Raw genomic sequence first — 13780 nt, forward strand, 5'->3', positions numbered from 1 at the left:
GTTTCGCCTGACCGGGCCTGCATCACGCTTACGACGCCAGTGAAAACCAGCGGCGCCAGACGAAACGCAGCACGAAGAATTCGATGGCGCCGAGCAGTAAGAACCACACGCAGAACAGAATGGTGTAGAGCTGGTTAAGGTCGACCATGTGGAAGGTCTGAACCAGCTTCTGCGCCAGCACCAGCCCGAGAGAGGGTGCCGGTAGCAGCAGGCACGAAAGCAGGGCCAGCAATAAAATGCCGCCCGCAGTGAGCAGCGATTCTAACGGGTGTTTCATCGTAATGTTAATCGTCAGTTAAAAATGTCATTGTCCGGCATCCCGGAACGTAAAGCAATATAAACCCATCCACCCGGTTTCACTGAAATAATAACCGCTTATCAGCTTCTTATTCGTAAAATAAAAATAAATCCTCACGTGCGATTAAAAGAATATCGCGTTATGTCAATTAATGTCTGGATTACGAAAATAATTTTACAAAGGAATAGGTGCTATATCCAATTAACGTTGCAATAACAATGGCTGCGATAATGTATAACGCCAGACGGCGTCCGCGATAAATACCAAACATGGTTCCTCCTCGTTTAAAGTTGGTTTAGAAATATTTTGTAAAAATTGGTTCATCGAAATAGTTTTATGCAGTTTTGAATAACCGAGAAGTCATTATATTGCGGTAGATCAATTTTACTCGCAAGACTTTAAAATGAATTTATTTTAGCCCGAAAGGAATTCAGGCTTCAGTTCACCGGATATTGAAGGAAAAATACGATGACCGAAAAAAAATTGTCCCCGAACGTGCCGCCTTCCGGCGGGCTGGCATACCAGCAGACCGTAGAGCAGGTGCTTGCGCACACCCAGAGCCAGGCCAGTGGTCTGGAGCGTGCAGAGGCGCAGGCGCGTTTGCAAAAACATGGCCCGAATGCGCTGCCGGAGAAAAAAGGTAAACCTGCCTGGCTGCGTTTTTTAGCCCATTTTAATGATGTTCTGATTTATGTCCTGCTGGCCGCAGCCGTATTAACGGCAATAATGGGCCACTGGGTCGATACGCTGGTTATTTTAGGCGTGGCGGTGATCAATGCGTTAATTGGTCATATTCAGGAAAGCAACGCGGAAAAATCGTTGAAGAGTATTCGTAATATGCTCTCCAGCGAGGCGCGTGTTATTCGCGATGGCAACCATGAAACAATACCCACAACTGAAATAGTTCCGGGCGATATTATTGTTTTACGTGCGGGGGATCGTATTCCCGCAGATATGCGCTTAATCGAAGCACATAATTTACGCGTGGAAGAGGCGATTCTCACCGGCGAATCAACGGTGGTAGATAAACACACCAACCCGCTGAACGGTGAACTGCCGCTGGGCGATCGCACTAACCTGGTCTTCTCGGGCACCACCGTAAGCGCGGGTGGGGGGATCGGCGTGGTGATTGCCACCGGGCAGGAGACCGAGCTTGGCCACATCAACCAGATGATGGATGGGATTGAAAAACACCGCACGCCGTTGCTGGTACAAATGGACAAGCTGGGCAAGGCTATCTTCGCCATTATTCTGGCGATGATGGCGGCGCTGTTTATCTTCAGCCTGGTGTTCCGCGAGATCCCAATGGGCGAGCTGCTGCTCTCGCTGATTAGCCTGGCGGTGGCGTCCGTACCGGAAGGTCTGCCGGCGATTATCTCCATTATCCTCTCGCTGGGTGTGCAGGCGATGGCGCGCAAGCGGGCGATTATCCGCAAGCTGCCAACGGTTGAAACCCTGGGGGCGATGACCGTGGTCTGCTCGGATAAAACCGGCACCCTGACCATGAACGAAATGACGGTGAAGGCCATCATCACCGCTGACGCCTGCTATCGCGTGGACGGCAACAGCTACGAGCCGGTGGGCAACATTTACCTGGAAGGCAGCGACGAGCCGATGCAGATCCAGCCGGACACCGTGCTGGAGCAGTACCTGCGCACCATCGACCTGTGCAACGACAGCCAGCTGATTCAGGACGAGCGTGGCCTGTGGGGCATCACCGGTGGGCCGACCGAAGGCGCGCTGAAGGTGCTGGCGGCGAAAGCCCACCTCGCGCCGGTGATGACCACGTTGATTAACAAAATCCCGTTCGACTCGCAGTACAAGTACATGAGCACCCACTACCAGATTGGCAGTGAGGAGCAGATCCTGATCACCGGCGCGCCGGATGTGATTTTCGCCCTCTGCGCACAGCAGCAGACCCGCAACGGTGCGCAGACGTTTGACCGCGCGTACTGGGAAAGCGAGATGGAGCGCTATGCGCGCCAGGGACTGCGTATGGTGGCCGCGGCGTTCAAACCGGCAAACGGCGAGCAGGCGCTGACGCATGACGATCTCAGCCACGGTCTGATCTTCCTCGGTATCGCCGGGATGATGGATCCACCGCGCCCGGAAGCCATTGACGCCATTAACGCCTGCCAGCAGGCGGGGATCCGCGTGAAGATGATCACCGGCGATCACCCGCAGACGGCAATGAGCATTGGCCAGATGCTGGGGATCACCAACAGCGAGCAGGCGGTGACCGGCTACCAGCTGGAGAAGATGGATGACACCGAGCTGGCGGACGCGGCGGTGAAGTATGACATCTTCGCCCGTACCAGCCCGGAGCATAAGCTGCGCCTGGTGAAAGCGCTGCAGGATAAAGGCGAAATCGTCGGCATGACCGGCGACGGCGTGAACGATGCCCCGGCGCTGCGTCAGGCGGACGTGGGTATTGCGATGGGCATCAAAGGCACGGAAGTGACCAAAGAGGCGGCGGACATGGTCCTGACGGACGATAACTTCGCCACCATTGCCAGCGCGGTAAAAGAGGGGCGTCGTGTCTACGACAACCTGAAGAAAACCATTCTGTTCATCATGCCAACTAACCTGGCGCAGGGGCTGTTGATTGTGATTGCGCTGCTGGCGGGGAACATCATTCCGCTCACGCCGGTACTGATTCTGTGGATGAACATGGCAACCTCCGCCACGCTCTCCTTCGGCCTGGCGTTTGAAGCCGCCGAGCGCAACATCATGCGCCGTCCGCCGCGTCAGACCGGGCAGCACGTGATGGACGCGTATGCCGTGTGGCGCGTGGCCTTTGTGGGCACCATGATTGCTATCGCCGCCTTTGCGCTGGAAGCCCTGCTGGCCCCGCGCGGTCACAGCGCGGAGTTCATCCGCACCGTGCTGCTGCAGATGCTGGTCTGCGCCCAGTGGGTGTACATGATTAACTGCCGCAACACCGAAGGGTTCTCCCTGAACCGTGGCCTGCTGGCAAACAAAGGGATCTGGCTGGTTACCGGCGTGCTGTTCCTGCTTCAGGCGGCCATTATCTACCTGCCGTTTATGCAGATGCTGTTCGGGACGGAAGCGCTGCCGCTGCGCTACTGGTTCGTAACGCTTGCGGTAGCGGGCGTGATGTTCTTCGTCGTCGAAATCGAGAAGCGACTCACCCGCAGGTTCCGTAAGGCTGCATAACCTTTTGCCCTCACCCTAACCCTCTCCCACCGGGAGAGGGGACCCTGACCTCCCTCTCCCGGTGGGAGAGGGCCGGGGTGAGGGTAATAACCCTGAGGTACTCCCATGAAATTCCCACTCCTGTTCGCACTGTTTACCTTCACCCTGCCACCTGCTTTTGCCGCCGCCATTCCTGTTCGCGTTGCCACCGTGGAACAAACTACCCACGCTGCTGAGCGCCAGATCCCGGGCCGCATCGAGGCGATTCACACCGTTGAGTTGCGAGCACGCACGGAAGGCGTGATAACCAAAATCAACTTCCGCGACGGGCAATATGTGAAAAAAGGCGACGTGCTGTTCGAACTGGATGATGCCGAGCCGCGTGCTGCCGTGCGTCTGGCCCAGGCCGAGGTGACGAGCGCCGAAGCGACGCTGCGGCAGGCGCAGCAGCAGCTCTCCCGTTTTGAAAGCCTGGGCAACAACAACGCCATCAGCCGCCACGATGTGGATAACGCCCGTATGCAGCGCGATGTTGCCCGCGCCGCGCTGGAGCAGGCGAAAGCCCGGCTTGAAACCCGCAACGTGACGCTGGGGTACACGCGCATCACATCACCGATTGCCGGGCGCGTGGGGCACAGCAACTTCCACGTCGGCAGCCTGGTCAACCCCGCAAGCGGTGTACTGGTGGATGTGGTGCAGCTGGATCCGATCCGCATCGCTTTTGCGCTGGAAGAGGGCGCGTTTGCCGCTAAAGTCGGCAAGCATAACGATCTCCGCGCCATGAAGCAGGCCTGGCAGGCGTTAATTGACAACAACGGCCAGCGTATCGTCGGCGAGTTGACGTCGGTGGACAACCGCATCGACCCGCGCACCGCCAGCGTGATGCTGCGCGCCGAATTCGCCAATCCACGCCATCAGCTGCTGCCCGGCGGCAATGTGAATGTTTTTCTGCGGCCCGCCAGCGCAACGCCTGTTATGACGCTGCCCGCCGCTGCCGTACAGCAGAATGACGACGGTTTCTTCGCCTGGGTGGTCAACGCCGACGGCAGGGCGGAAAAACGTCCGCTGACGGTCGCCGGACAGATCGGGCAGCAGTTCCAGATCGCCTCTGGCGTACAGCCTGGTGAGCGAGCAATCGCTGACGGCGTGCAGCGTGTTCAGCCCGGCGCTGCCGTCCAGATACTCAATTAAGGAGCCATCATGCTGACGTTTTTCATCAAACGCCCGCGCTTTGCGATGGTGATTGCGCTGGTCATTACCCTGTTGGGGGCTATCGCGCTGAAGCTGATCCCGGTGGAGCAGTATCCGCAGATCACGCCGCCGGTCGTGAATGTGTCAGCGTCATGGCCGGGGGCCAGCGCGGCTGACGTGGCCGAGGCCATCGCCACGCCGCTGGAGACCCAGCTTAACGGCGTGGACCACATGCTGTATATGGAGTCCACCAGTTCGGATGAAGGCACTTACAGTCTGAACATCACGTTTGCTGCCGGGACAGACCCGGATCTGGCCGCCATCGACGTGCAAAACCGCGTGTCGCAGGCCACGGCACAGCTACCGGCCGAGGCACAGCAAAACGGCGTGCAGGTGCGCAAGCGCGCCACCAACCTGATGATGGGGGTAAGTCTTTACTCACCGGAAAACACCCACACGCCGCTGTTTGTCAGCAACTACGCCAGCACTCAGGTGCGCGAGGCGCTGTCCCGTTTGCCCGGCGTCGGGCAGGTGCAGATGTTTGGCGCGCGCGACTACAGCATGCGCATCTGGCTGCGGCCCGATCGCATGAACGCGCTCAACGTCACCACCGACGACGTGGCGCAGGCGCTGCGCGAGCAGAACGTGCAGGGCGCGGCAGGCCAGGTCGGTACACCACCGGTCTTTAACGGCCAGCAGCAGACCCTGACCATCAACGGGCTGGGGCGCTTAAACCAGGCAGAAGAGTTTGCCAACATCATCATCCGCGCGGGCGAGATGGGGCAACTGGTACGCCTGCAGGACGTTGCCACCATCGAACTTGGCTCGCGCAGCTACAGCTCCGGCGCGCAGTTGAACGGACATGACTCCGCCTACCTTGGTATTTACCCCACTCCGTCTGCTAACGCCCTGCGCGTTGCCGGGGCGGTGCGTGCAGAGCTGGAGCGTCTCTCGACGCGCTTCCCGGACGACCTGGTTTATGAGGTGAAATTCGACACCACCACCTTCGTGGCTGCCACCATTAAAGAGATTGGCGTCTCCCTGGCGCTGACGATGCTGGCGGTGGTGGTGGTCGTTTCCCTGTTCCTGCAGAGCTGGCGCGCCACGCTGATTGTCGCCCTTGCCATTCCGGTGTCGCTGGTGGGCACCTTTGCGGTGCTCTATACGCTTGGCTATTCCGCCAACACGCTTAGCCTGTTCGCCATTATTCTGGCGCTGACCATGGTGGTGGATGACGCCATCGTGGTGGTGGAGAGTGTTGAAACGCTGATGGCGGAAGGGCAGAGCCGGACGGCGGCGACCGCGCTGGCGCTGCGCCAGATTGCCGGGCCGGTGATCGCGACGACGCTGGTGCTGCTGGCGGTATTCGTGCCGGTGGCGCTGCTGCCGGGGATTGTCGGCGAGCTGTACCGCCAGTTTGCGGTCACGCTCTCCACCGCCGTAACGCTCTCAAGTCTGGTGGCGCTGACGCTGACACCCGCGCTGTGTGCGCTGCTGCTGCGTCCGCGTCCGGCGCAGCCCGCGGCGATTTTCCGCGGCTTCAACCGGGGGCTGGAGGCCACGCGTAACCTCTACTCCCGCATGGTGAGTATATTCACCCTTCGTCCGTGGCTGGCGCTGCTGGCCACCGCAGGCGCGGCGGCTGTAGTGGTGTTCAGCTTTATGTCGATGCCTAAAGATTTCCTGCCGCAGGAAGATCAGGGCTACTTCTTCGCCAGCGTTCAGCTGCCGGAAGCGGCCTCGCTGGAGCGCACCGAGGCGGTGATGGCTACGGCACGCGAATTAATTGCTAAACATCCGGCGGTGGAAGACGTGATTCAGGTCTCCGGGTTTAACATCCTCAACGGCACCAGCGCCTCCAACGGCGGGTTTATCTCCATCATGCTGAAGGACTGGAGCGAGCGTCCGCCGCTGGATGACGTGATGGGTACCCTTCAGCGCCAGCTGCTGGCGCTGCCGGAAGCAACCATCATGACCTTTGCCCCGCCGACGCTGCCGGGGCTGGGCAATGCTTCCGGCTTCGACCTGCGTATTCAGGCGCAGGCGGGGCAGAGCCCGGCGGAGCTGGAGCGCATCACCCGCGAGGTGCTGGTGAAAGCCAACCAGCATCCGCAACTGAGCCGCGTATTCACCACCTGGAGCAGCAACGTGCCGCAGCTGACGCTGACCGTTGACCGCGAGCGCGCGGCGCGTCTCGACGTACCGGTGTCACGCATCTTCAGCAGCCTGCAGACCGCATTTGGCGGCACGCGTGCCGGCGATTTCAGCGTCAACAACCGCGTCTACCACGTGGTGATGCAAAATGAGATGCAGTGGCGCGAGCGCGCCGGGCAAATCAGCGAGCTGTTTGTGCGCAGCAACAACGGCGAGCGGGTGCGCCTGAGTAATCTCGTGACCATCACGCCCACCGTTGGCGCGCCGTTCCTGCAGCAGTACAACCAGTTTCCGTCGGTGTCGGTGAGCGGTTCCGCGGCGGAAGGGGTAAGCAGCAGCACTGCGATGGCGGCGATGGGCGACATTCTGGCGCAGAGCCTGCCCGCCGGGTACGACTACGCCTGGAGCGGCATGTCATACCAGGAGCAGCAGACCGGCAATCAGGCGATCTGGATCGTGCTGGCGGCGGTGGTGATGGCGTGGCTGTTCCTCGTCGCCCAGTACGAGAGCTGGACGCTACCGGCGAGCGTGATGCTCTCGGTGCTGTTCGCCATCGGCGGGGCGCTGGTCTGGCTGTGGATTGCCGGCTACGCCAACGACGTGTATGTGCAGATTGGCCTGGTGTTGCTGATAGCCCTTGCTGCCAAGAACGCGATCCTTATCGTCGAGTTTGCCCGCGCGCGGCGCATGGAGGGGATAGCAATTGTCGATGCGGCTCGCGAGGGGGCATCACGCCGCTTCCGTGCGGTAATGATGACGGCGGTATCGTTCATCATTGGCGTCCTGCCGATGATGCTGGCGACCGGGGCGGGTGCCCAAAGCCGTCGCATCATTGGTACTACGGTATTCAGCGGTATGCTGGTGGCGACCGTAGTGGGGATCCTGTTCATCCCCGCACTGTTTGTGCTGTTCCAGCGCCTGCGCGAGTGGGGGCACGGCCTTACGGACTCGTCGCCCACAGCTCGCAGTGCTTCTGAACCAGAGAAATAAGCGAGCCGCCGTCGGCGATAAAGTCCCGCATGCGCTGCGCCTCGCTCTTGCCCTGCTTTAACAGCAGGGCAAGTTCCTTAATCGCGCTCGTCGCGCCGAGTTTCTCGGCCGATGGCGCAACCTGCTCCAGCAACCAGGCAAGATCTTCCGCCACCGTCTTATGCTCGCCGGTATGCACGTCCGTCAATATGCCCTCAAGCCCGTAGCGACACGCCTGAAAACGGTTAAAGCGATACAGCAGAAAATCCCTCTCCTGATGCTTATACGGCCGGGTGGTCAGCAGCCAGTGGGATGTCGCCTGGATCAGCCCGGCGATATTGATCGCATGGCCGAGCGTCAGCGGCGTATCCATCACCCGCACCTCAACGGTGCCAAAATGTGGGCTGGGGCGAATGTCCCAGTGCAGATCTTTAATGCTGTCGATCATGCTGGTTGAGCTCAGGCGGCGAAACAGCCCCTCGAACTCCTGCCAGTTGTTGACCCACGGCATCTGCCCGTTATCCGGGAACCCGGAAAAGATATTGAGTCGCGAGGAGGCGAACTTCGTGTCTGTGCCCTGCATGTAGGGTGATGCGGCGGCCAGGGCGATAAAGTGCGGGACAAAGCGTGACAGGCCATGCAGCAGATAAATCGCGTCATCGCCGGTCCGGCACCCGACATGCACGTGCTGGCCAAACACCGTCGCCTGTAAAATCAGATAGCCAAAGCGCTCCAGCGTGATGTTGTAGCGCTCGTCATCGCACACCTCCTGCCGCTGCCACTTCTGGAACGGATGCGTCCCGCCGCCGCAGATCTGAATATGCTGCTCCGCCGCCGCCCGCAAAATGCTCTGCTGCATCATGGAGAACTGTGCCGCCGCCTGATCGATGTTCTGGCACACGCCGGTGGCAATCTCAAGCATGCTTTCGGTGATATCGTGTTTAACTTCACCGCCTTTGATGTCGTCTTTAACGGCGGCGATAAGCGCGGAAGAGTCCTGGCTCAGATCGTATCCCGGTGGGTTAACCACCTGCAGCTCGAGTTCGATGCCAAGGGTATAGGGTTCAGAGGATTTGAAATCGGGTAAAGGCATGGCGCACTCCGTTGTCTGTCGTGTGTTGAGTATAGACAACGACGTGGCGCTCACTTTTTACAGTGGTATAACTGTTAGCAGGCTTAGCGAAAAGGGGAGTTAACCATGTCTGACAATCCAGTGATTGCGCTGATTGGTCCTGGTGCAATTGGTACCACTATCGCCGCGGTGCTACATGACGCTGGCCGCACGCCGCAGTTGTGCGGACGCACCGCACATCCTGAACTGCGTCTGCGCGACGACGAAGGTGAAACGGTCGTGCCGGGTCCGGTATTAACCGACCCGTCCGTCGTTACGCGTCCCGCCGATCTGGTTTTTGTGGCGGTAAAAACGACGCAGAACGCCGACAGCGCCGGGTGGCTGCGCGCCCTGTGCGATGAAAACACAGTGGTCTGCGCCCTGCAAAACGGCGTGGAGCAGAAAGCCCAGTGGGAGCCGTGGGTTAATGGCGCAACGGTGCTGCCGTCGGTGGTCTGGTTCCCGGCGCAGCGTGAGCCGGATGCCTCCGTCTGGCTGCGCGCCAAACCGCGCCTGACGCTGCCGGACGTTCCGCAGGCAAAACGGGTGGTAGACGCGTTGCAGGGCACACGCTGTGCGGTTGAGCTGTCGGCTGATTTCGCCACTGTCGCCTGGCGCAAGCTGCTGCAAAACGCGGTGGCCGGGCTGATGGTGCTGGCCAACCGTCGTGCCGGGATGTTTTCGCGCGAGGATATCAGCGCGCTGGGGCTGGCGTATCTGCGCGAAGGCCTTGCTGTCGCCCGTGCCGAGGGGGCAGCGCTCAATGATGACGTTGCGCAGGAGATCCTGGCGAACTTCCAGCGCGCACCGGCCGATTTAGGCACCTCGATCCTTGCCGACCGCCAGGCCAACCGCCCACTGGAGTGGGATATCCGCAACGGCGTGATCCAGCGCTATGGCCGCGCGCACAGTATTCCGGTGCCCATCAGCGATGTGATAGTGCCGCTGCTGGCGGCGGGGAGCGAGGGGCCGGGCTAACGGCCGCTGTTTTTCCGTTCGGCAAAGTAGTGCGCGGGCGTGGTGCCCATTGCTTTGCGAAACATGGTGATAAACGCATTCACGGATTCATACCCGAGTTTTGTCGCCACATTCTGCACCGGGGCACCGCTCGCCAGCTCCTGCAGGGCGATAATCAGGTGCAGCTGCTGCCGCCATCGCCCAAAGCTCAGCCCGGTCTCGCGCTGCATCAGACGCGCAAAGGAACGTTCGCTGAGCGCCAGCCGTTTGGCCCAGTCTTTCAGGGTGCTTCTGTCCTCAGGGTGGCTGACCAGCGCGTCGGCCATCGCGCGTATTTTGGGATGCGCCGAAACCGGCAGGCTCAGCTTTTGCTGCGGCATGCTGGTCAGTTCATCAAGCGTTACCCGGGTGAGTCTTGCCGCGTGGCTGTCCGGCGGATAATCAACCTCTTCGCGGGTTAAACGGTCAACCAGTTCCTTAATCAACGGCGAAATTGCCAGGATGCAGCATCGCGCCGGGAGCGCCGCGGCACCGGGCTCAATAAACATATAGTTGAGATGGGCGTTCCAGGTCGCTTTGGCGCTATGCGGAATGCCGCCGGGGATCCAGACCGCGCAGTCTGGCGGCACGATCCAGATATCGTTTTCCGCATAACAACTGACCGCGCCATAGCGGGCAATAATCAGCTGCCCCTTGCGGTGGGTGTGTACCGGCACTTCTGCAGCGTAGTCCACGAAGTCCAGATGACGCGCCACGGCAGGAGAGGCTGTGGCGTCAGGGTCATAGAGCGTATTAGCAAGTTGAGGTTTCATGTTTATGGCAACATTTAGGTATTTTTTGACAGAATAGAGTATTTAAGCGCGCTGACAAGCCGGTAATAATCCCGGCATGAACATCCTCATCTCTCGTTATTTACCAGCCGCACTGCAAAGCGATGCCCGGGCGCTGCTCTATTCCGCAAGGACATTTGCTGCCGCGATGCTGGCGTATTACATTGCGCTGTCGATCGGTCTCGACCGCCCTTCATGGGCCATTATTACCGTTTACATTGTGTCGCAGACGTCGGTGGGGGCATCGCTCAGCAGGGGCCTTTACCGTCTGGCCGGAACCGTAACGGGGGCCTGCGCCACCGTGCTGATCGTGCCCACCTTCGCAAATATGCCGATGGTTTGCAGCGTGGTGCTGACGGGGTGGATCACGTTCTGTCTCTGGTTATCTCTGCTGGAACGCACGCCCCGGGCCTATGCCTTTGTGCTGGCAGGTTACACCGCGAGCCTGATTGGTTTCCCGGCGGTCTCTGAGCCCGGTGCGATTTTTAACATCGCCGTCGTTCGGGTGCAGGAGATTGCGATTGGTATCTTCTGCGCGGCGGTGATTCACCGCTATGTATTGCCTGCGCGTATCTCCGCGCAGTTCAACAGCGCCTTATCGCAGACGCTGCGCACCGCACGCGAGCGGGTAGCCGACACGTTAGCGGGCAAACCCGGTACGGTGACGTCGCCCCTGCATTTTGCGCTGTCGCTGCAGTTCCTGCAGGGAATGAGCCATCATATCCCGTACGATTTCGCCCTTGCCGTTCCGGTACGCCAGGCCCGAAAAGCCATTCATGACCGGCTGGCGCGGTTGATTATGGTGAACTGTGAACTGCGTGACCGCTTACCCCTGACGGCGACAATGCCCGCTGAACTGCAAACCGTGCTGGACGATGTCCAGGCCTGGCTTGCCTGTGACGATGAAGAACAACGAAAACAGCTGGCAGACGCCCTCATTAAGCGTTGCCAGCAGGTCGCTGAGCGCGATGCTTCTCGTGCGCGGAGCCTGAAAGAGGCGGAGCGGGCAAGTTTTACCCGTTATCTGACGGAGGCCGTGCTTCTTTTGCAACAGTGCGATCGTCTTTCAGATGCGATCCACCACAGCCAGTTTGCGTCCGATCGCGTACAGAGCAGCGCGATCAAAGGCTACGTCTTCCACCGCGATCCGCTTACCGCCGCGCGCACGGCGCTGGGGGCGTTCGTCATCATCCTGAGCGGTTGTCTGGTCTGGATTTACTCCGCCTGGCCCGACGGCGGCACGGCAGTTTCGATCCTCGGTGTCTGCTGCACGCTGTTCGGCAGCTTCGACACCCCGGCGCCGCACCTCGTGAAATACATCATCGGCAGCATCTGGGGCGTAGTGATAAGCCTGCTCTACAGCTTTGCGCTACTTCCACAGGTGAGTGATTTCGCCGTGCTGGTGGCGGTACTTGCGCCAGCGTATCTGCTGGCCGGGTCGCTGCAGGCGCGCCCACCCACCACCTTTATGGCGATGGGGATCACCCTCACGCTGCCGGTGCTATCGGAGCTAAGCGCGCGCTACAGCGGCGATTTCGCCGCGGCGCTAAACGCCGCCATTGCTCTCTTTTTCGCGACCGGTTTTGCCGTCATCAGCATGAGCCTGCTGCAAACCGTGCAGGCCGATGCCGCCATCAACCGGCTGCTGAGGTTGTGCCAGCGCGATATCCGCCGCAGCGTGAAAGGAAAAATGCAGAGCGATGAAACCCACTGGATCAATCTGATGATCGACAGGGCGGCCCTGTTACTGCCGCGCTTGCCACGCAGCGGACACGCCACCGAACAGGCGCTTAACCGACTGCTGCACGCGCTGCGGATTGGCCTCTCGGTGCGACACCTCCGCCGTACTGATATGCCGTCGGAGATCAACGCGCTGCTTTATCAACTGACGACGACGTCAGACACCGCCGCCTTACGTGAACGCCTCGCCGCCGCCATTGGCTGCCGTTTGCCTGCGGCTGATGAACAAACGCGGCAGGTTATCGGCAGGCTGGTGGATCTCCACTGCGCATTACGGGGGCCGGACGATGGTCAATGATCTCAATGTCGGGGGCGTATTGCTCCCCGGGTTACTGATGGTGGCGCTCGTGGCACTGGTCTGCACGCTGCTTCTCATACCGCTTTTCTCTCTCAGCAGGCTTTACCGCCGTTTGCCGTGTCGCCCGTTGATGGATGTTTCAACCTGGATCGTTACCTTTTACCTGCTCATGCAGGGGTTAACCGCGTTGGGGTTATTGATATGAAAGCATTACTTTCTCTGCTGGGCCGTTATGCGCTGACGCTCAGCGCCGTTGCGGCGGCAACGTGTCTGGCGTTTATCTTGTGGAAACATTACGCCCAGACCCCATGGACCCGCGACGGACGCGTGCGGGCGGATGTGGTGCAGATAGCGCCGGACGTCTCCGGGCCGGTTATCAGCGTGGCGGTGCGGGATAATCAGTGGGTAAACCAGGGTGATGTGCTCTACAGCATCGATCCGCGCTGGCTCAAACTCGCGGTGGTCAGCGCGCAGGCGGATGTGGAGTCAAAACGCCATGAGATGCTGATGCGCCAGGATGCCGCCCGGCGACGCACGCAGATTAAGGACGCCATCTCCCGCGAGGATTTGCAGCAAACTGGCAGTGCGGCGAACGTCGCGGCAGCCAATTATCATGGCGCACTTGCCGCGCTGGCGCTGGCCGAGCTTAATCTGGCTCACGCCACCGTTCGCTCGCCAGTCTCGGGATACGTCACGCATCTGCGGCTTCGCCCTGGCGATTATGCGACAGCGGGGGAGACAAAGGTGTCCATCGTTGATGCCCACAGCTTTTGGGTGGTGGGATATTTTGAAGAGACCAAACTGCGCCATATCCGCGTGGGGGATAGCGCGCAGGTGGCGCTGATGGGTTATGACCCTGTACTCACGGGGCACGTAGAGAGCATCGGTCATGGGATTGGCGATAACAACGACGAGACCGGCGGGCTGGGTCTGCCCGACGTGGAGCCCACCTTCAGCTGGGTGCGGCTGGCGCAGCGCGTGCCGGTGCGCATTCATATCGACAGCTTACCGAAGGGAGTTGAGCTGGTGGCGGGCCTGTCGGCGAGCGTGGCGGTGGGACAATAATCTGGGGATAG

10 protein-coding genes are annotated in these 13780 nt (G+C 60.1%); 7 read left to right on the forward strand and 3 right to left on the reverse strand.

Going from position 1 to position 13780, the window contains the following annotated elements:
- Window positions 1-28: 28 nt before the first annotated feature.
- On the reverse strand, window positions 29-277 hold the full coding sequence (locus ACOTZF_RS05030; protein WP_013097677.1) for a DUF1158 domain-containing protein: 249 nt from the start codon (window positions 275-277) through the stop codon (window positions 29-31).
- A 489-nt stretch (window positions 278-766) separates the two neighbouring features.
- Here ACOTZF_RS05030 and ACOTZF_RS05035 point away from each other — a divergent pair, with 489 nt between their 5' ends.
- The 3 genes from ACOTZF_RS05035 to ACOTZF_RS05045 all read left to right on the forward strand — a co-directional run bounded on the left by ACOTZF_RS05035 (window position 767) and on the right by ACOTZF_RS05045 (window position 7789).
- On the forward strand, window positions 767-3475 hold the full coding sequence (locus ACOTZF_RS05035) for a cation-transporting P-type ATPase (protein ID WP_129253508.1): 2709 nt from the start codon (window positions 767-769) through the stop codon (window positions 3473-3475).
- Between the two features lie 105 nt (window positions 3476-3580).
- A complete protein-coding gene (locus ACOTZF_RS05040; protein WP_129253510.1) occupies window positions 3581-4645 on the forward strand; it encodes an efflux RND transporter periplasmic adaptor subunit in 1065 nt (354 codons plus the stop codon).
- Window positions 4646-4654: 9 nt separating this feature from the next.
- Window positions 4655-7789, forward strand: a complete 3135-nt coding sequence (locus ACOTZF_RS05045; protein WP_129317853.1) for an efflux RND transporter permease subunit — start codon at window positions 4655-4657, stop codon at window positions 7787-7789.
- On the opposite strand, the gene ACOTZF_RS05050 is transcribed toward ACOTZF_RS05045, so the two are convergent.
- Window positions 7740-8861, reverse strand: a complete 1122-nt coding sequence (locus tag ACOTZF_RS05050) for a YbdK family carboxylate-amine ligase (protein ID WP_013097673.1) — start codon at window positions 8859-8861, stop codon at window positions 7740-7742. The genes ACOTZF_RS05045 and ACOTZF_RS05050 overlap by 50 nt on opposite strands.
- Window positions 8862-8966: 105 nt before the next feature.
- Between ACOTZF_RS05050 and ACOTZF_RS05055 the strand changes: the two genes are divergently transcribed.
- A complete protein-coding gene (locus ACOTZF_RS05055; RefSeq protein ID WP_129317854.1) occupies window positions 8967-9857 on the forward strand; it encodes an oxidoreductase in 891 nt (296 codons plus the stop codon).
- On the opposite strand, the gene ACOTZF_RS05060 is transcribed toward ACOTZF_RS05055, so the two are convergent.
- Window positions 9854-10648 carry an AraC family transcriptional regulator gene (locus ACOTZF_RS05060; protein WP_129251551.1) on the reverse strand — a complete coding sequence of 265 codons (795 nt, stop codon included), beginning with the start codon at window positions 10646-10648 and terminating at the stop codon, window positions 9854-9856. The two genes, ACOTZF_RS05055 and ACOTZF_RS05060, sit on opposite strands and share 4 nt — an antisense overlap.
- 76 nt (window positions 10649-10724) lie before the next feature.
- On the opposite strand from ACOTZF_RS05060, the gene ACOTZF_RS05065 reads away from it, so the two are divergent.
- The 3 genes from ACOTZF_RS05065 to ACOTZF_RS05075 are packed head-to-tail and all read left to right on the forward strand — an operon-like array spanning window position 10725 to window position 13769.
- Complete coding sequence (locus ACOTZF_RS05065; RefSeq protein WP_421636050.1) at window positions 10725-12704, forward strand: FUSC family protein; 1980 nt, start codon at window positions 10725-10727, stop codon at window positions 12702-12704.
- Window positions 12694-12909, forward strand: a complete 216-nt coding sequence (locus tag ACOTZF_RS05070; protein WP_058683118.1) for a DUF1656 domain-containing protein — start codon at window positions 12694-12696, stop codon at window positions 12907-12909. Before ACOTZF_RS05065 ends, ACOTZF_RS05070 begins: the two co-directional genes overlap by 11 nt.
- Window positions 12906-13769 carry an HlyD family secretion protein gene (locus tag ACOTZF_RS05075; RefSeq protein WP_129251549.1) on the forward strand — a complete coding sequence of 288 codons (864 nt, stop codon included), beginning with the start codon at window positions 12906-12908 and terminating at the stop codon, window positions 13767-13769. The genes ACOTZF_RS05070 and ACOTZF_RS05075 overlap by 4 nt, the downstream gene beginning before the upstream one ends.
- Window positions 13770-13780 lie beyond the last annotated feature (11 nt).

The sequence above is a fragment of the Enterobacter cloacae complex sp. SHL021 genome, from assembly GCF_049237765.1.
Taxonomy (GTDB): domain Bacteria; phylum Pseudomonadota; class Gammaproteobacteria; order Enterobacterales; family Enterobacteriaceae; genus Enterobacter; species Enterobacter cloacae.